Below are 21,486 nucleotides of genomic sequence, written 5' to 3'. Positions count from 1 at the left end.
TCCTTTATATCACAGCGGCAACCTTTTATTCGGTTGCCACTGTCCCCTGTTTTTTTAACTGTTTGTATCGTATATACATCGCAGTCCGCCAGGGTAGGAGCATACCAAAGGCCAGAACAAAGAATAAACTGGCTGTCTGTTCCAAGGAAATCAATTGCTCCACATATTCGTGAGCGAACATACGGATGAACAGCAAAAGGAGCAAGATCCAGATAAATGCTTTGGAGCGTTTCAAATAGATCTTACCGTCTATCACTTCAAATTGGGACGTTTTGATCAAAGGCCAAGAAAAGAGTAACGTTCCTGTTATAAAGGCTGTAATTCCCCAAGAGAGAGGTATCCTAAAAACAGGAAAGATAAACATGAAAAATCCAGTGCTCATACCAATGGGTGGCATAATAATCTTTTTGGTATTTGTGGGTTTTCTGACGGATCTCAGCCGAATGAATATCACTATCATAGCCATAAAGAAAGTGCCTATCGTTGCCATCCAATGCAAGTTGAACGGTAAAGTGTTTCCCATTGTTCATTGCTCCTTTAATTGGGGAAAGGATTTGATCCAATATCGATCAAATGGATTGACTGCAGCAAAAGGTTCTGCGACGAAAACTGGTTACGATGCTCTTAAACAAAATAATAACTCCTTCTGCCGGAAAAGAAAAATATAAATATCTAAATTGCGTTTTACTCCGACATATTGTATGATATGGGCAAAATAGAACAGTAAGAAGCTATGAAGAAGAAGAGTAGCATGGGGCGGGTTCGTGCAGAGAGTCGACGGTGGGTGGAAGTCGATCGAGCCGCCATGTGAATGGGCTTCGGAGCTGTCTTCTTCGACATCCTTCAAAGGAAAGAGGAAGACCGGTCGAAAATCGACCGTTATCCGTTTGTAAAGAGCGTCTGATCTCAGGCGAATACGGGTGGCACCGCGAGAAAACCCTCGTCCCGCATATGTGGACGGGGGTTTTATTTTTATATAGAGGAGTGTTTGAAGCTTGAAACGCGTATTTTCTGGAATACAGCCGACGGGAAACATTCATCTCGGCAACTATATTGGAGCTTTAAAACAGTTTATTCCTCTTCAGGAGGAGGCAGAATGCTTTTTTTGTATTGTGAATCTGCATGCTTTAACCATCCCGCGAGATCCGGAAGAGCTTCGTCAAAAAACGAGAAAGGTAGCAGGATTATATTTGGCAGTGGGTTTGGACCCCAATAAAAGTACGTTGTTTGTTCAATCACATAATCCGGCTCACTCTGAAGCAGCGTGGTTGTTGCAGTGTGTTACACGGATGGGCGAGCTGAGCCGGATGACTCAATATAAGGATAAAGGAAAGGGTTCAGATTCCGCTACAGCTGGGCTGTTCAGCTATCCGGTTTTACAAGCGGCTGATATTCTCTTGTATCAGACAGACATTGTACCGGTTGGTGAGGATCAAAAGCAACATCTGGAATTATCCAGAGATCTGGCCCAACGATTCAATGGTCAATACGGGGACGTGTTTAAGGTTCCGGAACCGAAAATCGGGAAAACCGGTGCACGGATTATGGGGTTGGATCATCCGGAGAAAAAGATGAGCAAAAGTGCGGACAGTGAATATAACCGTATCGAATTACTGGATGAACCGGATAAAATTGTAAAGAAATTTAAGCGGGCAGTGACCGATTCGGAAAATGAAATCTATTATGATCCTGAAAACAAACCGGGTGTCAGCAATTTGTTGGCCATTTACAGTGAAATGAGTGGGGAATCCATTGAGTCACTGGTCAATCGTTACCAAGGAAAAGGTTATGGCCATTTGAAACTGGATACTGCTGAAGCAGTGATCCAGGTGTTAAAGCCGTTGCAGGAGCGTTATGAAAAGGTTATGGAAAGCGGTGAAGTGGAACGGATCCTGTCTGAAGGTGGTCAACGGGCACGGGAAGTATCGTATCAAACGCTTCTGAACATGCAACAGGCCATGGGATTGGCCTGACTCTCCCGTTGATCTGGCATAAGTATAAACATGAACAAAATAAAAGCGACCCGAAAAGGGTCGTTTTTTTAAGGAGGAAATTTAGCCGTTCAGTGTATTGTATTTTTGCTCTAAGCGGGATTTTTGCCGGGCAGCGGTGTTCTTGTGAAGAAGACCTTTGGTTACGCCCTTGTCCAATTTCCGTTTGGCTTCCCGCAACAGTACACTTGCATTTTCTTTATCCTGCTTATCTACGGCAGTCAAAAATTTCTTGATGGAGGTGCGCATGGCGGATTTTTGTGCCATTCGCTGTTGACGCCGTTTTTCGCTGGTTTTTGTACGTTTGATTGCGCTTTTGATGTTGGGCATCCGATTCACCTCCTAATTGGTTGTCAAGTCGCCCGAAAAGCGTGCAACACGCTAAATTCTATCACGCAGGGGTGCAAAAAGCAAGGCGTTTGCAAACAGGATATGGAGGAGGAATGGAAGATTTGAAAGGGAGGAATAAACTTCGGCTTCATATGGGGAAAATGATACCAAATCAATGAAATGGAAAGGAATGGATTGAATGGGTGTGGATGAGCAATCACAGGGAAATCAAAAAGATTTGAATCTGGGATCCTTTCCTGTTCGAACAGATCTGGCACGTGAAGCCCATGATATGGCTGTTCAAACCCAGGATGGCAAAGGAGAGGTACCGGGTGTCCATATGGAGGAGTCGGAGCAAGACGGTATGACAACCAGCTGGATTCGGATTGAAGATGACCAGGGAGGACAGGCATTGGGTAAAACTCCGGGCCTATATTTAACATTGGAAGTTCCAGGGCTGAGAAGTAAGGACTCCCAACTTCAGCGCAATGTATCTGCCCATTTTTCCAATGAATTTAAGAGCTTTCTGAACAAGATCGATGTGGAACCCAACGCCAGGATTTTGATCGTTGGTCTGGGTAACCAGAATGTAACCGCTGATGCTCTGGGACCCTTTGTAGTGGAACATACCATGGTGACACGCCATCTCTTTGAATTGCTGCCTGAACAAGTCGCTGATGGATATCGCCCAGTTGCAGCGATTTCACCGGGTGTACTGGGGACCACGGGAATGGAGACAAGTGAAATTATTTTTGGAGTGGTTGAAAAAACACGTCCGGATGCAGTGATTGCTATTGATTCATTGGCTTCCAGGGCACTAAATCGGGTCTACACAACCATTCAGGTGACGGATACAGGAATCAACCCCGGATCTGGTGTCGGGAATAAACGAAAGGCCCTCAATCAACAAACGTTGGGAATTCCCGTAATTGCAATCGGGATTCCGACAGTGGTTGATGCAGCGACGATTTCTTATGATACGGTAGAATTTGTTCTCTCTCATCTCCACAGGGAAATGAATCAGGTCCGCCCTACGAATCCGCTGGATCCATTGAATCGGCCGGATGTAAAAGAACTTCAATCTCAGGATATTTCGCCTCAAATGGGTGAAAAAATGATGGGGATTGTAGGGACCTTGGATTCCGATGAAAAACGGAGGTTGATTGAAGAGGTGTTGGACCCCTTGGGACAAAACCTGATTGTTACGCCCAAAGAAGTGGATACATTTATCGGAGATATGGGCAAGTTGATTGCTGATGGGTTAAATTGTGCACTTCATGAAGCGGTTACACCTGAAAATGTATCGGCTCATGTCAATTGATGGTCTGCCAATCTATCAATTTAACTGACATCTATTAAAAGATAGGGTTCTACCCTACCTTTTCCTCTCATATATTCGCCAGTAGAGACAAGCTGGGGGAGGGAAAGGGATGAGGCACCGATATCAAGGATTTGCCGCATTGAACGTATCAACACCCCGTATGAGGCAACTTTTTGTATTTTTGATACTGGGTATGGCGGTCATTTTTGTACTAACCGGATTATTGGCTATGATCCAGGCAAAAAGGAGCACCCATTCCTCTGAGTTGGGGCGCTTTACCTCCCATTTTTCAACCGAGACCCTTCTTTATCTGATGGGTGGGGAGATTCCTTACCTGGCAACAACGGAGACAGCAGCGGAGAAACCGGGTTTTTCCCGCGTGTTCTTTGAGTTGGCGACAAGTATTGATCCAGAGGATCCCCGAACATTGCTGGGAAGTGAACTGCCGGGCTACGCTCTTTTTGATACGGAAATTGTTGTAGCGGGGGAAGGAGTGGATTATACATCCGTTCCCATTGAATCCCCACCTCCACTCGATCTCCAGAAAAAAATGTCTGATCGTCAAAAAGAACAAAAACCAACTTCTGAAAATCAAGAATCGACGTCTTCCTCAACAGGAAAGGACAAGGTTTTTATCTACCATACTCACTTTACAGAGTCTTTCCTGCCGGAATTAAAGAAGACGGAAAGCCCCAATCGGGCCTACGATAATGAAATGAACATTACCCGTGTGGGAAAACGCTTGGGCAAGGAGCTGGAAGAGCGGGGAATCGGTGCACAAGTGTACACCGGGGGATTTGATGCCGACTGGAATCAGATGTATCAGGCCTCCAGGGAAAAAGTGGTGAGCGCGATGAAACAGAATGATGATCTTCAATATTTTATTGATGTTCATCGCGATTCCCAACGGCGGGAGAAGACGACCACAAGTATTGAGGGAAAAAAATATGCCCGAATCGCGTTTGTAGTGGGAACAGCTCATCCGCACTGGGAAAAAAATGAACGATTAGTCCGAAAGCTCCACAAAAAACTGGATGAGTTGTATCCCGGCCTATCCAAGGGTGTTTTCCGAAAAAGCCGGGCGATGGGAAATGGTGAATATAATCAGTCGCTTTCCCCAAACAGTATCTTGGTGGAGATTGGTGGAGTGGACAACACATTTGAAGAAGCATTCCGGACATCGGAAGCTTTGGCCCAAGCCTTATCAGAGATCCATTTTCAGGCGGTGCCGGTGGATGGAAAGGCTGAACAAGAAGAGTGAAAAGGGGTGACAAAGATGCGACTCATGATCCAGGTGCTAGCGCTGATGATGGTTTTGATGTTTGGAATATTTCTGGGAATTGATACAGCGGAACAAAACATTCATCAAACACAAGGCAGTCAAGGCGCTCCTCGAGCCGTTCACATCACCCCGGATGAAGAGGGTCAGATGAAGATTTCTGTGTTGGGGTATGTCTATGAAACAGACCAAGCGTTGCCGGATCAAGAAGCGGAAGACTCGGAACGGGAGGAAAGAGAGAAGTCAAACGTTTCAGCATCTGATTCCGACGAGAGTTGGTTGGCTCAGGCTGGAAATGAGACGGGTGAAGGATTGAAAAAAGCAACGAGAAAGGCATTGGATCAATTGGTCGCATTGATTGAAGAATCCTTTTAGTAGATCGATCTCCTCCGTTGTACCATATGATGCAGACTGCTATAATATATAAGATATGGTTTGTTGCGTGTTTTGTTTTCAGGAGGGAACCGAATGAGTGATTCTTCAAAACAGCAGCAGGAATTGATCCGAAACTTTTCAATCATTGCTCATATTGATCATGGAAAATCCACTTTGGCTGACCGGATTCTGGAATATACCGGAGCGTTGAGCAACCGGGAAAAGCAAGATCAGTATCTGGATACCATGGATCTGGAGAGGGAACGGGGGATTACAATTAAATTGCAATCGGTCCGTCTCCCTTATAAAGCGAAAGATGGAAAAGAATATATTATCAACCTGATTGATACTCCGGGGCATGTGGATTTTGCTTATGAAGTCTCCCGCAGTCTGGCTGCCTGTGAGGGGGCATTGCTGGTTGTGGACGCCGCCCAGGGTGTGGAGGCACAGACAATGGCCAATGTTTATTTGGCCTTGGAGAACGATCTTGAGATCCTGCCCGTGATTAATAAGGTAGACTTACCCAGTGCTGAACCGGAACGAGTCAAAGAGGAGATCGAGGATCTGATTGGGCTGGATGCTTCGGAAGCGGTGCATGCCTCTGCAAAAGAGGGAATTGGAACGGAAGAGATCTTGGAGCAAATTGTGGAGAAAGTGCCACCTCCTTCAGGTGACCCCGATTCTCCGCTGAAAGCTTTGATTTACGACTCCATCTATGATTCCTATCGTGGAGTGATTACCTATATCCGGGTGGTTGACGGCTCCATCCGGAAAGGGATGAAGGTAAGGATGATGGCCACGGGTAAGGAATTTGAAGTGACAGATGTCGGGGTGTTTACTCCGAAACCCGTTTCCAAAGACGAATTGGCTGTAGGGGAAGTCGGATTTATGGTGGCTTCCATCAAAGACGTGAAAGTTACCCGGGTTGGGGATACAATCACAGATGCAAATCATCCGGCGTCGGAGCCGCTTCCCGGTTACCGAAAAATCAACCCGATGGTATTTTGTGGAATGTATCCGGTGGATTCCGGAGATTATGATGATCTTCGAGAAGCGTTGGAAAAGCTGGAACTAAATGATGCATCGCTTCGCTATGAACCTGAAACGTCCGGAGCCTTGGGCTTTGGATTTCGGTGTGGCTTTTTAGGTCTGCTACACATGGAAGTCATCCAGGAGCGGATCGAACGGGAATACAATATTCCATTGATTACGACGGCTCCCAGCGTGGTCTACAAAGTATACAAGACGGATGGAGAGCTTCTGGAAATTGAAAATCCTACGCTGATGCCTCCGCAACAACAAATCGATCATGTGGAAGAGCCTTTTGTTCGAGCCACCATGATGGTACCCAATGACTTTGTCGGTGCTGTGATGGAACTCTGTCAGTCCAAACGGGGCGAGTATGTGGATATGCAGTATCTGGATGCCAATCGGGTAAATATTGTCTACGAATTGCCCCTGGCCGAGATTGTCTATGATTTCTTTGACCAGTTGAAGTCGGGAACAAAAGGGTATGCATCCTTTGACTATGAACTTTCAGGATATAAAACATCTGATTTGGTGAAGATGGATATCCTGTTGAATGGAGAGCCTGTCGATGCCCTCTCTTTTATCGTACACAAGGAGAGAGCCTATTATCGCGGTCGACAGCTGGTGGAGAAGTTGAAAAAACTGATTCCGCGACAAATGTTTGAGGTCCCGGTTCAGGCTGCGATTGGCAATAAGGTGGTGGCAAGAGAAACGATTCGGGCTCAGCGGAAAAATGTATTGGCCAAATGTTACGGCGGGGATATCTCCCGGAAACGAAAACTTTTGGAGAAACAGAAAGAAGGGAAAAAACGGATGAAGGCGGTCGGAAATGTGGAAGTGCCCCAAGAAGCATTTATGGCGGTTCTTCAGATGGACGATGCCGATTCCAAAAAATGATGGGAGGGAGAAACCGCGAGTGGCGAGGGAATAGCGGCCGCTTGCGGTTTTTTTGAAGAGGAGGTGTTCCGTTGAAACCCCGTGCAGTCTATATACACATTCCTTTTTGTGCTCATAAGTGTCATTACTGTGATTTTACCGCCTATGTGGTAGACGGACAGCCTGTGGATCAGTATTTGGAGGCTCTTGAACAGGAGATGGCCCGGACAGTGGAGGAAACCCCGCCGACAACGATTGAGACGATTTTCATCGGAGGCGGGACACCAACCGTTCTCACGCCGGTTCAGATGGAACGGTTCATGCAGGCGATCCAACGATATTTTCCCAATCGGTCAGAGGATATAGAGTTCACGGTGGAAGCGAATCCGGGCACCACAGATCCGGAGAAACTGGCCATTATGAAGGAGGGAGGTGTCAACCGTCTCAGTTTCGGAGCGCAGACGTTCCGTTTTGATCTGTTAAAAAAAATTGGTCGTACACATACAGTGGAAGATATTGAACGAAGTGTGGAACAATCCCGGATGGCTGGTATTGACAATGTTTCTCTCGATCTGATGTTTGGCCTGCCGGAACAAACGGTGCCTGATATGGAGGAAGCCCTTGCACGAGGGATTGCTCTGTATCCCGATCATTTTTCCGTTTACAGTTTGAAGGTGGAGGAAGGAACATTGTTTCATCGTAAGCTTCTTGAGGGAAAGCTGCCTCTTCCTACTGAGGATGACGAATTGGAAATGTATCTTTTAACCCGACGGAGATTGATGGAAGCAGGATATAAACAATATGAAGTGAGTAATTTTTCTCGCCCTATGAAGGAGAGTCGTCACAATACCACTTACTGGTTGAATCAACCCTATTACGGTTTGGGAGCAGGGGCTCACGGTTACACGAACGGGATTCGACATGAAAATGTTCGTGGTGTCAGTGAATATATTCGTCTGGCACATTTTCGTCGTCCAGTAGCACAAATGCATCGAGTGGAAGAAGGGGAGGCGATGGAAAACCATTTTATCCTAGGCCTTCGGTTGATGGATGGTGTAAGTCGCACACGTTTTGAACGTCTGTATGGAAAATCCCCAGAAGCCGTATTTGGTCCGGTGTTGGACCATCTGCAGAAACGTCAATTGATCTGTTTGAAAGGGGATCGATATCTCTTAACAGAACAAGGTCTTTTGTTTGGAAATGAAGTTTTTGCTTCCTTTTTAAAAGAAGTCGTTTAAAGGCATTGTCATAGCGTTGACAACGAGAATGGGGTTTGATACTTTAAATAAAGTAGACTTAGCACTCGTGGAATTTGAGTGCTAACAGGGGGTGAGGCAGATGTTAACCAAGCGGCAAAAGAAAATTCTCCGTGCGGTAGTGGAGGAATATATTGTCAATGCTGAACCTGTAGGTTCCCGTACGGTATCCAAGCGGGAAGATATTGGATTTAGTGCAGCCACAATCCGTAATGAGATGGCCGATCTGGAAGAGATGGGTTTTCTGGAACAGCCGCACACATCTGCCGGCCGTATACCGAGCCAGTCCGGCTACCGCTATTATGTGGATCATCTGATGATTCCCGATCGCATTGAACATCCCGATCTTTTGATGATTCACCGACTGTTTTCTTCACACATGGATGCGTTGGAACAAACGATACAGCAAACGGTATCCATTTTATCGCGGATTACAAATTATACTTCCATTATGTTGGGACCTGAATTGTATGACAACAAGTTGAAACATCTTCAGGTGGTTCCACTAAATGACCGGATGGCTGTGGCGATTCTTGTAACGGACACAGGTCATGTGGATCAGCGATGGATCACGGTTCCTGACGGGGTTTCCCTTTCTTCCATTGAACAGATGGTCAACCTTTTGAATACGAAGTTGACCGGCATTCCATTGCATCATCTGAAGCAGACCGTACACAAAGAACTGTTGGAAGAATTCAGCCGACATGTGGAGAATTATGAGTATTTGTTGTCCATGGTCGATCAGATGTTGGCCTCTGAACTGGAAGGCAGAGTCTTTACCAGTGGGACGACTAATATTTTGAGCCAGCCCGAATTTAGGGATGTGGAGAAGATTAAGGCTCTGATGGAACTCTTTGAGGAGACTGAGACGGTTTCGCGTCTCTTTTCCAACAAGCACACGGGAGTTCAAATCCGAATTGGTCACGAAAATCACTTGGAGGCAGTCAACAATTGCAGCATTGTGTCGGCATCTTTCGAGATCGATGGACGTTCTCTTGGAACGATTGGCGTATTGGGTCCAACCCGGATGGATTATTGTAAGGTGGTCAGTTTGCTTGATTTACTGACACGGGATCTCTCCCAACATCTGGGCAGACTATATAAATGAGGTTCATTGAAAATATAATTTTCGATTCACTGTTATAGGAAAGGTGAGACGGATCCATGGAATGTCGGGGGGAGTCGAGTGTCTCAAAGCAGGATCAATCCTCGTACCCGGAGACAATGACGGCCAATGCTGAAGCTGTTCGCAAGGTGGCTGAAGCGGTACAAGGCACACTGGGTCCCAAGGGACTGGACACCATGTTGGTAAAGGATGATGGAGGCGTCATTGTAACCAATGACGGAGTGACCATTCTCAATCGAATGGAAATCCATCATCCTGTTGCCCAGATGATTGTTGGGATTGCCAATGCCCAGCAGGAAGAGGTAGGTGACGGAACCACGACAGCCACTCTGCTTGCGGCAGCTCTTGTGGAAGAAGGGGTCAAACAGGTAAACCGTGGTGTTCCCGTAGCGAAAGTGATCGTCGGGATTCGTCGCGGGGTCCGTTTTGCTCTGGATAAAATGCAGAACATGGCCCAGATGATTCGTCATTTGAATGATGAATGGTTGCATCGGATTGCCTACACGGCAGGACGGGAGCGGGAAGATATCACCGAATTGGTGATGGAAGCTGCTACCTCGATTGGGCGGGAAAAACTTCTGGAAAGAGATTTTCGTCTCTCGGATGCAGTGATGGCACATCCACGTGCCAGGGGAAGTATCTTTCATGGGTTGTTGCTTTCCAGAGGGCGCGTTAATATGAGGCTATCTGATGTCAAAGAGCATGTCCGTGTTGCGGTAATGGCCGGTGATTTGCACCCGGAATTGGTGAATGAAGATGCTTTGGCAACAGAAGCCGGATTTGCCAAGCACGAAGAGTTGAAACAGACATTTGAGCAGATGGTTCGGAAATTGATTGAATTAGAGGTCGGCTTGGTGGTTGTGGAAGGAAATGTGGATACCGATGCCATTGATGCATTAACCGATGCCGGGATTCTTGTGGCAGAGAATGTGAAGCGTGCGGATATTGATCAATTGGCAGATTATACCGGAGCATGCGTGTTGCGACGTGCCGGGTTAAAGAGATCATTGGCGGAATTGGAGCCTTTGATCGGTTTTTGTGAAGAGGTGGAGGATGATCCATTACTCGGATGGTTGAAGATCAAGGGTAAGAAGGATCAATCCGTTGCTACAATTGTAATCAGTGCGACCACAAAAGAAGTGGCTGATGAACAAGAACGGATCGCCAAGGATGCAGCAGCTGCTGTGCAGGCGGCGGTTCGCGGAGGTTTCCTGCCTGGTGGGGGTGCAGCTGAACTGGCATTGGCCAGGGAAGTGGAAAAGTATGGGAACACCGTTCAGGGTATGGAATCATTTGGGGTTTCCGCTGTTGCTCAGGCCTTGTGTCGACCCATTGCTCAGATGGTTGCCAATGCCGGCTTCAACCCTCTTGAAAAGGTGGAAGAAGTCAAGGCACTTCAGTGGAAACGCTCTACATATTCCCTTGGGATCGATTGTGATCGTGGTGTGGTCTGCGATATGGTGGACATGGGAGTGATTGACCCCTTGCCAGTTAAATATCATGCCCTTCAGACGGCTGGGGAGGTAAGCACGGCCATTCTGCGAATTCATACCGTGGTAAAGATGAGGAACACGGAAGCGGAAAGTTTGAGGTGAGATAAATGTCCAAGGACTTTACGCAAGATGAGGAAAAACACCGGCCTATAACAGCGAGGGAGCTGAGAAAAGCCAAGGAAGCTCGTGAGCGAAGAAAGAAAAATACGGAGCAGACACGGGAAGTGGAAGCTGAAAAGAGAGAAGAAGAAACGCTCAGTGAAAGTGAGATACAAACGTCTGATACTCAGCAACATGAGATTCCGACGGAGCCCAAAGAGAAGGCGTTATCCGATGAGCAGGAGCGGGCGGTGCAACAGGAACTGGAAACCGCGAAGGAAGAGGCAGCCAAATGGAAGAGAGAGTACGAGGAGAATGCGGAGCTGACACTTCGTATCAAGGCCGATCTGGAAAATTTCCGGCGTCGGGCTCGCAAAGATCGTGAAGAAGCGGTAAAATACGCAGCTGTTCCTTTGGTGGAGTCCATTTTACCTGTTCTGGATAATCTGGAGCGTGCGTTGGAGACGGAGATCAGCAGTGAGGATGCCAAGTCCTTTCATCAAGGTGTAGAGATGGTCTACCGCCAGCTTCTTCATTCGCTTGAAGAGCAGGGGCTCTCCATTATTGAGGCTGAAGGGCTTGAGTTTAATCCTCATGAACACAGTGCTGTCATGGAAGTGGATAGCGAAGGTGTGGAACCAGGGATGGTCGTGGAAGTCCTTCAAAAAGGGTATCGGTTTAAGGACCGCGTCATCCGACCTTCCATGGTGAAAGTTAGCTCTTAACTAAAATGGAAACATTGAACCTGATAAGGAGGTACTCGATCTATGGGTAAAGTAATTGGAATCGATCTTGGAACCACCAACTCTTGTGTTGCCTTTATGGAAGGCAGTGAACCGACGGTTATTCCCAACGCTGAAGGAGGACGAACCACGCCTTCTGTTGTAGGGTTTTCTAAATCCGGGGAGCGTCTGGTAGGGGAATCTGCTAAACGGCAATCCATCACCAACCCGGACAAAACAGTGATTTCTGTGAAACGTTATATGGGAAGTGACCACAAAGTAAAGATTGAGGATAAAGAATATACACCCCAGCAAATTTCCGCGATGATCCTGCAAAAACTTAAAGCGGATGCGGAAGCTTATTTGGGTGAAGAAGTAACTCAAGCGGTGATTACTGTCCCTGCATACTTTAATGACAGCCAGCGTCAAGCGACAAAGGATGCCGGGAAAATTGCAGGCTTGGAAGTGCTTCGGATCATCAACGAACCGACCGCTGCTGCACTTTCTTACGGAATTGACAAAAAAGACGTGGAACAAACCATCCTGGTGTTTGACTTGGGTGGTGGTACCTTTGATGTGTCCATTCTGGAGATTGGCGACGGTCTGTTCGAAGTAAAGGCCACCAGTGGAGATAACCAACTGGGTGGTGATGATTTTGACCAAGTGATTATTGATTATCTGATCAATGAATTCAAGAAAGAAAATGGAATCGACCTTTCCAACGACCGAATGGCTCTTCAACGTTTGAAAGATGCAGCGGAAAAGGCGAAGAAGGACTTATCCGGTGTCTTGACGACAACCATTTCCCTGCCGTTTTTGACAGCGGATGCTTCCGGGCCGAAACACTTGGAAGTAACCCTGACCCGCGCGAAATTTGAAGAACTGTCTGCTGAGTTGGTTGAACGGACCATGCGACCAACCCGACAAGCATTGAAAGATGCCGGACTGGAACCTTCCAATATTGATCGAGTGATTTTGGTTGGGGGCTCCACCCGAATCCCGGCCGTTCAGGAAGCGATTAAGAAACTGACCGGAAAAGAGCCGAGTAAAGGCGTAAATCCGGATGAAGTGGTTGCCATGGGTGCAGCGATTCAGGGTGGTGTTCTCTCAGATGATGTAAAAGACGTCGTTTTGGTTGATGTTACACCGCTTTCTCTTGGAATTGAGACCTTGGGTGGCGTATTTACCAAGTTGATTGAACGAAACACGGCGATTCCAACAGAAAAATCCCAGATTTTCTCAACCGCGGCAGATAACCAAACGGCAGTGGATATTCACGTTCTTCAAGGGGAGCGGGAAATGGCCGAACACAATAAAACCTTGGGTCGCTTCCAGTTGACCGACATCCCCCCGGCTCCCCGAGGCGTTCCGCAAATTGAGGTTACGTTCAAGATTGACCGCAACGGAATTGTTAATGTTTCAGCCAAAGATAAAGCGACCGGCAAGAGCCAAGATATTACCATTAAATCTTCCAGTGGTCTGTCTGAAAGTGAGATTGAACAGATGGTAAAAGAGGCTGAAGAATACGCGGAAGAGGATAAGAAACGGAAAGAACAGGTGGAAATTAAGAACCATGCGGATCAGCTGATTTTCACCACCGAAAAGACACTGAAAGACCTTGGAGACAAGGTGGATTCTTCCGAACTTGACAAAGCGAATGAAGCAAAAGACAAGTTGAAGAAGGTACTTGATGGGGGCGATGTCGAAGAAATTAAGAAGGCCACTGAAGAATTGGAAAAGGTGGTTCAAGAGCTTTCCGTCAAGCTCTACCAACAAGCCCAACAAGCCCAAGAACAGGGGGATGAGGGTGAAAAAAAAGACGATAATGTTGTTGACGCCGACTATGAAGTAGTGGACGAAGATGAGGAAAAGGGGAAAAAATAAGGGGGAAGCCCCGATGTAAAGTCAAAGTCGGGGAATGGTTACCTGGCTTTGACTTTTCCCATCTTTATTGCCGAAGAGGAAGAGTTTTCTTGTCTCAGGCAGAATGAACTTTAAGAAAAGGGAGGTGATCCGGTGAGTCAGAAAGATTATTATGAAATACTTGGCGTCAGCCGGGATGCGTCAAGTGAAGAAATCCGCAAAGCTTATCGAAAGATGGCTCGAAAATATCATCCCGATGTAAACAAATCACCGGATTCGGAGCAAAAATTTAAAGAAATCAATGAAGCTTATGAAGTACTTCGGGACCCTCAAAAGAAAGCGAACTATGATCGCTTTGGGACAGCTGATCCCGGAGCAGCCGGAGCTGGAGCCGGAGGCTTTGGTGGCTTTGGCGGAGGTGCCGGGGATTTTGGTTTTGGCGATATTTTTGATATGTTTTTTGGTGGAGGCGGTCGACGCAACCCCAATGCTCCGCGACAAGGTGCTGATTTGGAATACCGTCTGACAGTGGACTTTAAAGATGCTATCTTTGGCCGCGAGATGGATATTTCCATTCCGAGAACGGAGACCTGCGGGGACTGTCGCGGTACAGGAGCCAAACCAGGAACGCATCCGGAAAGCTGTGATGTCTGTCAAGGAACCGGTCAGTCTGAAACGGTTCAGAATACGCCATTTGGTCGCATTGTAAATAAACGGGTATGTCAGAAATGTAGCGGTCGGGGAAAGATTATCCGGGAACAGTGTCCCAAGTGTGCGGGCACGGGACAAGTGAAAAAGAGAAAGAAAATCCATATCAATATTCCTTCCGGTATTGATGAAGGGAAACAATTACGAGTGTCTGGTGCCGGAGAGCCCGGAATCAACGGGGGTCCTGCCGGAGATCTTTATATTACGATCAATGTGCGTCCTCATGAGTTCTTTAAACGACAAGGTGATGATATTACTTGTGAATTGCCCATTACCTTTGTGCAAGCGGCTTTGGGGGATGAAGTGGTTGTTCCTACCTTGGAAGGGCGTGCGAAACTCAAGATTCCATCCGGTACCCAGACGGGTTCCGAGTTTCGCTTGAGAGGTAAAGGCGTTCCTCGTCTGTATGGTCGTGGAAAAGGGGATCAATTGATCAGAGTCAAAGTGGTCACCCCGACTCAATTAACGGAAGAACAGAAAAAAGCCCTTCGCGAGTTCGGCCGGCTTAGTGGAGACTATATTTCCGAACAGAACAGCAGTTTTTTTGATAAAATGAAAAGAGCTTTCAGCGGGGACTGAGTAGTGAATATATCAGGTTAAGGATTGCGGGCAAACGATGCCCGTTTTTTTTTCGAAAGGGTGTGCTGAGTCTTGGAATGGGTGGAAGTTCGTATACACACTTCAAAAGAGGCAGAAGAAGCCGTTTCTCATCTGTTTTTAGAAGCGGGAGCAGAAGGAACAGCGGTAATGGATTCCTCTGTGCTGACAAGAGTCTGGGATACACCCTTCGGTGAGCTGATCGAGCTATCCAGGGAGGATTACCCGGATGAAGGGATCTGGATCTCTGGATATTTTCCGGAAGAAGTCTTTCGCGATGCGTTGGTGGGAAAGCTGGAAAAACAAGTGAAAGATCTTGATCGATTTGGCTTGGACCCAGGTCCGGCTCAGGTGATGGTTGATCGCATTTCCCAGGAATCCTGGGATCAAGCATGGAAAGCGTATTATAAACCGATTCGTATATCCACCCGCTTGACGGTCAAGCCACAATGGGAGGCTTATCAACCCTCTTCAGAAGAAGAGGTTGTCATTGAACTGGACCCAGGAATGGCTTTTGGAACGGGTTCTCATCCTACCACAAGACTGAGTCTGAAATTGATTGAAAAACACCTCAGAATCGGCCAACGGGTCATGGATATTGGGTGTGGAAGCGGAATTTTGAGTATCGCTTCCGCCAAATTGGGAGCGAGCGATGTATTGGCTCTTGACTTGGATGAATTGGCTGTGGAAAAAACAAAACAGAATGTCCGACTGAATCATTTGCAAGATCAAATTCGCGTTCGGCAGGGGGACTTGCTTCAGGGAGTAAATGAGAAAGTTGATTTGGTGGTCTCCAACATATTGGCAGAGATCATTGTGAAATTTGTCCCAGATCTGCCAAAGGTAATAAAAAAAGGGAGTATGTTTATAGGATCCGGGATCATTTCGGCCAAAAAAGAAGAAGTTGTAGCAGCGATTCAAGGAGCTGGATTAGAGATTGTGGAAACGATTCACGAACAGGACTGGGTAGCGATCGCTGCAAGATCATGATAGGATAGTGGGAGTGAATGATGCAAAGATATTTTATTGATCCAAACGCGATCGAACCGGGTCGGATTACGGTTCGGGGAGATGATGTTCACCATATAAAAAATGTCCTGCGGATGACTGTAGGCGATCATATCCTTTGCTGCGACGGTCAGGGAAAGGATTATTACACGGAGCTGGTTTCCATCACGGACAAGGAAATCCTTTGCCGGATTCTAAGTACGTTTCCTTCAAAGGGAGAGCCACGGGTACGGGTGACGGTTGCTTCATCGCTTCCCAAAGGGGATAAATTGGAATGGGTTTTGCAAAAGGCAACCGAGCTGGGAGCAGATTCTTTTTTACCCTTTATGTCCAGTCGATCTGTGGTACGACTGGATGGGAAAAAAAGCGCCAAAAAGCGGGTTCGATGGCAAAGGATTGTAAAGGAAGCGGCAGAACAATCTCACAGGGGTTATGTTCCCCAAGTGGGAAATGTGCTTACCTGGAAGGGTTTATTGGAGAAGTTTCCGTCATATGACCAGGTTCTCTTTGCCTATGAAAGAGAAGGCTCTTCTTTGGTGGAAGTTTTGCAAAAGACCCGGAGCCAGCGTCTGTTGGTGGTTGTGGGGCCTGAGGGTGGCTTTACGGAGTCAGAAGTGGAAGAAGCCGTTGCCCAAGGTGCTGTGCCGGTTCAATTGGGTCCCCGGATTCTTCGTGCGGAAACGGCACCATTGGCTTTGCTATCTTGTATTCTATTTTCTTTTGGTGAGATGGGAGGTGAGCCACTGTGAGTACGGTGGCATTCCATACATTGGGATGTAAAGTAAACGCATATGAAACAGAGGCGATCTGGAAACTGTTTCAACGTCAAGGTTATGAGAAAGTTGATTTTGATGCGAAAGCGGATGTTTATGTCATTAACACCTGTACGGTAACCAATACCGGGGATCGAAAAAGCCGGCAAATGATCCGCCGGGCCATTCGCAGAAATCCGGATGCGGTGGTAGCGGTTACCGGTTGCTATGCTCAGACATCTCCTGGTGAAATTATGAATATTCCCGGAGTTGACGTGGTGGTGGGAACCCAGGGGAGAGATCGGCTCCTTCAATATATTGAGGAACATCGTCAAACGCGTCAGCCTGTCAATGCGGTAAAAAACATTATGAAAACGCGCGAATTTGAGGAACTGGATGTTCCTACATTTTCTGAACGAACCCGCGCATCCTTGAAAATTCAGGAAGGCTGCAACAACTTCTGTACATTTTGCATCATTCCTTGGGCACGGGGCCTTCTTCGCAGCCGCAAACCGGAGAGTGTTCTCAAACAAGCGCGACAGCTGGTGGATTCAGGCTACAAGGAAATTGTACTGACCGGAATTCATACGGGTGGTTATGGAGAGGATTTTGAGGACTACAAACTGGCTGATCTCTTGTGGGATCTGGATCAGGTGGAAGGGCTCCAGCGGATTCGCATCAGTTCTATTGAAGCAAGCCAAATTGACGATCGAGTCGTGGAAGTGCTCAACCGTTCCGACAAGATGTGCCGTCATCTTCATATCCCCTTGCAAGCTGGGGATGATGCTGTTTTAAAACGGATGCGGCGCAGATATACGGTGGATGAGTATCGTCGGAAAATCGAACATATCCACCAAGCAATGCCTGGTGTTGCGATTACGACAGATGTAATTGTTGGATTTCCAGGGGAAACGGATGAGCAGTTTAAAAACGGTTATCGCCTAATTGAAGAACTTGGCTTCTCTGAACTCCATGTATTCCCTTACTCCACCCGTACAGGTACCCCTGCTGCCCGAATGAAAGACCAAGTGCCCGCTGAAGTGAAACAAGAACGGGTGGAGCAGTTGATTGAACTGTCCAATCGCTTGAGTTTCACCTATTCCTCTAAGTTTGTGGGTGAGGTACTGGAAGTCATTCCAGAACGCCGTTGGAAAGAGGACCCAGAAAGTGGGCTTTATGTTGGCTATTCAGACAATTATCTCCAGGTGGTTTTTCCGGGGAATGAACAGTTGGTAGGCAAAGTATGCCGCGTTCGTTTGGACGAACCGGGTTCCGAATATGTGAGAGGAACGTTTGTTCGAACGATAGATGAAACTCCCCGTTCCTGCCAAGCGGGGTAACGAATGACCTTTTAACCGTCTCCTGCGAGGGACGGTGTTTTCTTTTCTTTCAATATGCGCTGTATCATGAGATGATTTCCTCTATACTTAAAATACATCACGAAATGTTTCCATTGTGTAAATTTTACTATAAGAAAAAGGAGGATTAAAATGGAGAAGTTTGAAGAGTGGGAAGATGCTTTGGACAAGATTGATTGGAGTGATGTATTGGACGAGGTGGATGGACAACTGTTGGAAAACCTGGCCAATGAACTGCGTTTTCGTACTTATGAGGCACTAAAGGTTTCCTCCTTGCACCTAGGAGATGGATACCATATCACGCACCTTGCCAACGGAAAGTGGGCATTTTGGAACGAGCAGAATTATGTTCGGGAAGATATTCGTTTTTTTGATACAGAACAACACTTTCTCCATTTTGCTCTTCAACTTTTCCGTTTAAATGAGACGAAGGCAAAAGAGCTTGTCCAGCTTTTGCAAAAAACACCACAGCTTAAAATCTGTGTTGTTTGTAACCATCACTTTAACCCGAATGATCCTGCGCGGAAGGATTTGGGGATTGAAGGGATTTATGTAGATGAAGAAAAGAGCGAAGGGGAGTGTTGTTCGCCTCAATGTGCTGTGGAAGCTGTACTTCATGAGATGAAGGATGCTTGAATACAGTTCAACACGAGGTAACCGGATTGGAGGTGTTGAGTGGTTGATGTCTTATAGTGCAACCTGTGTTTTTTCAGTTTTGCATTCAGTTGTGCTAAAATCAATGCGCAAGATGTACAACTCAGGAAGGAGGGGGTGTGGGCGTGAAAGAAGTCTCCGCTGGCGGAGTAGTATATCGGCGGGAAAAGGGAAGCTATTCCATTCTCTTGATTGAGGATCGTTATTCCCGTTGGACCCTCCCCAAGGGGAAACAAGAACAGGGTGAAACCCTGGAGGAAACAGCTCTTCGGGAGATTGAAGAAGAGACAGGGATTCAGGGGATAATAAAACAACCACTTGAAAGGATTACCTATCAATATTTTCATCCTGATTACGGAGATGTCACAAAGGAAGTTTATTATTTTCTGGTTGAAGCGAAACAGGGACAGGCAACACCACAATTGTCAGAGATTTCAAGAGTGGCATGGTTGTCTCCGGAAGAGGCTTGGAATAAACAAGAGCATGAAGGCTATGACAATAACCACAGTGTGATGTTAAAGGCCTATCAGTGCCTTGAAATATAAAGTGTGGAAGGGGAAGAAAGAATGTCAAACGAATTGGCAACGTTTATTGACCATACCCAGTTAAAACCGGAAACGACAAAAGACCAGATCGACCGATTGTGTGAAGAGGCCAAAGAATACAAATTTGCTTCGGTTTGTGTCAATCCTTGTTGGGTAAAACATGCGGCCCAGCTGCTGAAGGGAACAGAGGTGAAAGTGTGTACGGTAGTAGGATTTCCTCTGGGTGCTACAACGAGTGAAACCAAAGCGTTTGAAACCCAGGATGCGATCAAGAACGGGGCTCAGGAAATCGATATGGTGCTGAATATCGGAGCTCTGAAATCCAACGACATCGACCTAGTAAAAAAAGATATTGAGACGGTAGTAAACGCAGCCGACGGTGTTTTGGTCAAGGTGATTTTGGAGACGGGTTTATTAAACGAGAAAGAGATCCGCACCGCTTGTGAAGCAGCGAAGGGTGCAGGTGCTGACTTTGTGAAAACGTCAACGGGGTTTGGAAATGGTGGAGCTACGAAAGAAGCAGTCCAGTTGATGCGTGAGACAGTAGGACCCCAAATGGGTGTCAAGGCGTCAGGTGGAATCCGTGACCGGAAGACGGCAGAACAAATGATTCAAGCAGGAGCCACCAGACTTGGAGCCAGCTCTGGAGTGGCCATTGTCACAGGTGGACACGGAACGGACGCTTATTGATGCCACTTGAGCAAAGGATGTGAACAGCGACGCTTTCCTGACCACGAGAGATGGGGATGTTCAGGAAGAAGCTGGGATACCACACGCGCAAATAGGTTGGCAAAAGGAAGCATGAGAAGCGAACAAACGATGTTGTATATCGTTTGAATGTGAGCGATTTGAACGGCAGGATGAGAGGAAAGCAAATGAGACATTTCAGCGATGGGTTTAATCCATGGCAGAAAGAGAATCAGACCTCCCAGGTTCAGCATCAGATTGGCCAAGGCTACCTGTTTGGCTGTCCGTTCTGTTCCGATCGAAGCGAGGAAGCCTGTGATACACGTACCAACATTACTGCCGAGTACGACAGCAACAGCAAAAGGCGAAGGAATCATACCTGTTGCAAAAAAACCCATGGTGATGGCAACCGTGGCACTGCTGCTCTGGATCAGAGCAGTCAAGAGGGTGCCGGAAAGAAGTCCAGACCAGACAGGGTGATAACCGCTATCCATGATCGCAGCAATCCACCCCCGATCTTTGAGTGGATCTGCAATCCATTGCATCGCTTCCATTCCCAGAAAGATACAACCGAATCCCCCGATGGCAAGGCCTAAAGCGGCTCCTTTTTTCCACGGAAGAATATATAGTGTTGCTCCTAAACATATCAAAGGAACGGCGAAATCTTGTATTTTTAACGCCAAAATTTCTGTGGTAATGGTGGTCCCGATATTTGTTCCCAAGATGATCCCCACAGATTGAGTAAAGGTCAAAAGACCGGCATTGACAAATCCGATCGTTAATACTGTAACCGCACTGCTACTTTGCAGAAAAAAGGTAGTTACCATACCCGTCCAAAACCCTCGTGTGGGGGTTTTTGTGAAGCGAAGCAAGATGCGTTGCATCCGGTCTGCCGCTAACTCTTCCAAACCAATTCGCAAGAGTTGCATCCCAAACAAAAAAATAGCTAATCCTGTGGTGAAAGGAATTACGATTTCTTTCATGAAACCACCTCCGTCGCCCTGGTTTCATATATATGGTTTGAACAGGACAGGCATGCCTTGTTGCAAGGATTTAAACAGACAAAAAGCCTCCCCGCAATGGAAAGAGGCTTTTTGTCAAAACAGATAAGAGGAATCAATGGGATCAATCAGAGACAACAATGGCTCCCTGACTCAAGAAGTAGGATTTTTTCCCAAGTATCCCAGTAAATCATATATTGTTGTGGGGTTTCAATTGGGAAGGTTTCATGTCACCTCTCTTGATCTTTTTTTGAGGATTGATCCAAAGAGCGGATGACTTCTTTTGTTTTTTACAAATATGGACGGGGATGGGTGATCCAAAAACTGCTTGATAAGAAGGCGGAGATGGTTCTTCACTGTACTGCTTGCCCTTTATCACGGATAGTCCCCCTTTATTGAAAAACATTCTTTATTTT

At 46.8% G+C, this 21,486-nt stretch carries 21 protein-coding genes and 1 other annotated feature; of the genes, 18 read left to right on the top strand and 3 right to left on the bottom strand.

What is annotated here, in order from left to right; all coding sequences use genetic code 11:
• Nucleotides 1–25: 25 nt before the first annotated feature.
• The gene (locus tag FN782_RS05185) at nucleotides 26–460 is read right to left on the bottom strand and encodes a CcdC family protein (RefSeq protein ID WP_246064855.1); all 435 of its coding nucleotides are present in this window, start codon (nucleotides 458–460) and stop codon (nucleotides 26–28) included.
• Between FN782_RS05185 and FN782_RS17130 the strand changes: the two genes are divergently transcribed.
• Both FN782_RS17130 and trpS read left to right on the top strand, forming a co-directional pair.
• Nucleotides 363–668, top strand: coding sequence for a hypothetical protein (locus FN782_RS17130; protein WP_246064856.1), 306 nt, complete (start codon nucleotides 363–365; stop codon nucleotides 666–668). The two genes, FN782_RS05185 and FN782_RS17130, sit on opposite strands and share 98 nt — an antisense overlap.
• Before the next feature lie 56 nt (nucleotides 669–724).
• Nucleotides 725–951: a binding site (T-box leader), on the top strand.
• Nucleotides 952–995: 44 nt separating this feature from the next.
• On the top strand, nucleotides 996–1,973 hold the full coding sequence (gene trpS / locus FN782_RS05180) for a tryptophan--tRNA ligase (protein WP_142504697.1): 978 nt from the start codon (nucleotides 996–998) through the stop codon (nucleotides 1,971–1,973).
• Between the two features lie 81 nt (nucleotides 1,974–2,054).
• On the opposite strand, the gene rpsT is transcribed toward trpS, so the two are convergent.
• Complete coding sequence (rpsT, locus tag FN782_RS05175; RefSeq protein ID WP_142504696.1) at nucleotides 2,055–2,321, bottom strand: 30S ribosomal protein S20; 267 nt, start codon at nucleotides 2,319–2,321, stop codon at nucleotides 2,055–2,057.
• A 199-nt stretch (nucleotides 2,322–2,520) separates the two neighbouring features.
• Here rpsT and gpr point away from each other — a divergent pair, with 199 nt between their 5' ends.
• The 16 genes from gpr to deoC all read left to right on the top strand — a co-directional run bounded on the left by gpr (nucleotide 2,521) and on the right by deoC (nucleotide 20,072).
• Nucleotides 2,521–3,642, top strand: a complete 1,122-nt coding sequence (gene gpr, locus FN782_RS05170; RefSeq protein ID WP_142504695.1) for a GPR endopeptidase — start codon at nucleotides 2,521–2,523, stop codon at nucleotides 3,640–3,642.
• Between the two features lie 109 nt (nucleotides 3,643–3,751).
• Complete coding sequence (gene spoIIP, locus FN782_RS05165) at nucleotides 3,752–4,903, top strand: stage II sporulation protein P (RefSeq protein WP_142504694.1); 1,152 nt, start codon at nucleotides 3,752–3,754, stop codon at nucleotides 4,901–4,903.
• Nucleotides 4,904–4,918: 15 nt separating this feature from the next.
• Complete coding sequence (locus tag FN782_RS05160) at nucleotides 4,919–5,296, top strand: DUF3679 domain-containing protein (protein ID WP_142504693.1); 378 nt, start codon at nucleotides 4,919–4,921, stop codon at nucleotides 5,294–5,296.
• Nucleotides 5,297–5,389: 93 nt separating this feature from the next.
• Nucleotides 5,390–7,222: a translation elongation factor 4 gene (gene lepA / locus FN782_RS05155; RefSeq protein WP_142504692.1), complete on the top strand. Its 1,833-nt coding sequence runs from the start codon at nucleotides 5,390–5,392 to the stop codon at nucleotides 7,220–7,222.
• A gap of 71 nt (nucleotides 7,223–7,293) precedes the next feature.
• Nucleotides 7,294–8,439 (top strand): radical SAM family heme chaperone HemW, encoded by a 1,146-nt coding sequence (gene hemW, locus FN782_RS05150; protein WP_142504691.1) that lies wholly within the window; start codon nucleotides 7,294–7,296, stop codon nucleotides 8,437–8,439.
• A gap of 100 nt (nucleotides 8,440–8,539) precedes the next feature.
• Nucleotides 8,540–9,565 carry a heat-inducible transcriptional repressor HrcA gene (hrcA, locus tag FN782_RS05145; protein WP_142504690.1) on the top strand — a complete coding sequence of 342 codons (1,026 nt, stop codon included), beginning with the start codon at nucleotides 8,540–8,542 and terminating at the stop codon, nucleotides 9,563–9,565.
• 56 nt (nucleotides 9,566–9,621) lie between these two features.
• Nucleotides 9,622–11,178 carry a TCP-1/cpn60 chaperonin family protein gene (locus tag FN782_RS05140; protein ID WP_142504689.1) on the top strand — a complete coding sequence of 519 codons (1,557 nt, stop codon included), beginning with the start codon at nucleotides 9,622–9,624 and terminating at the stop codon, nucleotides 11,176–11,178.
• A gap of 5 nt (nucleotides 11,179–11,183) precedes the next feature.
• Nucleotides 11,184–11,900 carry a nucleotide exchange factor GrpE gene (gene grpE, locus FN782_RS05135; RefSeq protein WP_142504688.1) on the top strand — a complete coding sequence of 239 codons (717 nt, stop codon included), beginning with the start codon at nucleotides 11,184–11,186 and terminating at the stop codon, nucleotides 11,898–11,900.
• 42 nt (nucleotides 11,901–11,942) lie between these two features.
• Nucleotides 11,943–13,781 carry a molecular chaperone DnaK gene (gene dnaK / locus FN782_RS05130; RefSeq protein WP_142504687.1) on the top strand — a complete coding sequence of 613 codons (1,839 nt, stop codon included), beginning with the start codon at nucleotides 11,943–11,945 and terminating at the stop codon, nucleotides 13,779–13,781.
• 132 nt (nucleotides 13,782–13,913) lie between these two features.
• Complete coding sequence (gene dnaJ, locus FN782_RS05125) at nucleotides 13,914–15,047, top strand: molecular chaperone DnaJ (protein ID WP_142504686.1); 1,134 nt, start codon at nucleotides 13,914–13,916, stop codon at nucleotides 15,045–15,047.
• 81 nt (nucleotides 15,048–15,128) lie between these two features.
• Nucleotides 15,129–16,055 carry a 50S ribosomal protein L11 methyltransferase gene (gene prmA, locus FN782_RS05120; protein WP_246064854.1) on the top strand — a complete coding sequence of 309 codons (927 nt, stop codon included), beginning with the start codon at nucleotides 15,129–15,131 and terminating at the stop codon, nucleotides 16,053–16,055.
• A 20-nt stretch (nucleotides 16,056–16,075) separates the two neighbouring features.
• The gene (locus FN782_RS05115; protein ID WP_142504684.1) at nucleotides 16,076–16,822 is read left to right on the top strand and encodes a 16S rRNA (uracil(1498)-N(3))-methyltransferase; all 747 of its coding nucleotides are present in this window, start codon (nucleotides 16,076–16,078) and stop codon (nucleotides 16,820–16,822) included.
• Nucleotides 16,819–18,165: a tRNA (N(6)-L-threonylcarbamoyladenosine(37)-C(2))-methylthiotransferase MtaB gene (gene mtaB / locus FN782_RS05110; RefSeq protein ID WP_142504683.1), complete on the top strand. Its 1,347-nt coding sequence runs from the start codon at nucleotides 16,819–16,821 to the stop codon at nucleotides 18,163–18,165. Before FN782_RS05115 ends, mtaB begins: the two co-directional genes overlap by 4 nt.
• 150 nt (nucleotides 18,166–18,315) lie before the next feature.
• A complete protein-coding gene (locus FN782_RS05105; RefSeq protein ID WP_142504682.1) occupies nucleotides 18,316–18,819 on the top strand; it encodes a hypothetical protein in 504 nt (167 codons plus the stop codon).
• Between the two features lie 143 nt (nucleotides 18,820–18,962).
• Complete coding sequence (locus tag FN782_RS05100; protein WP_142504681.1) at nucleotides 18,963–19,382, top strand: NUDIX hydrolase; 420 nt, start codon at nucleotides 18,963–18,965, stop codon at nucleotides 19,380–19,382.
• 21 nt (nucleotides 19,383–19,403) lie between these two features.
• A complete protein-coding gene (gene deoC / locus FN782_RS05095; protein ID WP_142504680.1) occupies nucleotides 19,404–20,072 on the top strand; it encodes a deoxyribose-phosphate aldolase in 669 nt (222 codons plus the stop codon).
• Here deoC and FN782_RS05090 read toward each other — a convergent pair.
• Entirely contained in the window at nucleotides 20,066–21,052 is a 987-nt protein-coding gene (locus FN782_RS05090) for a Na/Pi symporter (RefSeq protein ID WP_142504679.1), read from the bottom strand. The two genes, deoC and FN782_RS05090, sit on opposite strands and share 7 nt — an antisense overlap.
• Nucleotides 21,053–21,486: the final 434 nt, after the last annotated feature.

The sequence above is a fragment of the Melghirimyces algeriensis genome, from assembly GCF_900182565.1.
Classification (GTDB): domain Bacteria; phylum Bacillota; class Bacilli; order Thermoactinomycetales; family DSM-45169; genus Melghirimyces; species Melghirimyces algeriensis.
This window is presented reverse-complemented; position numbering and strand designations above follow the sequence as displayed.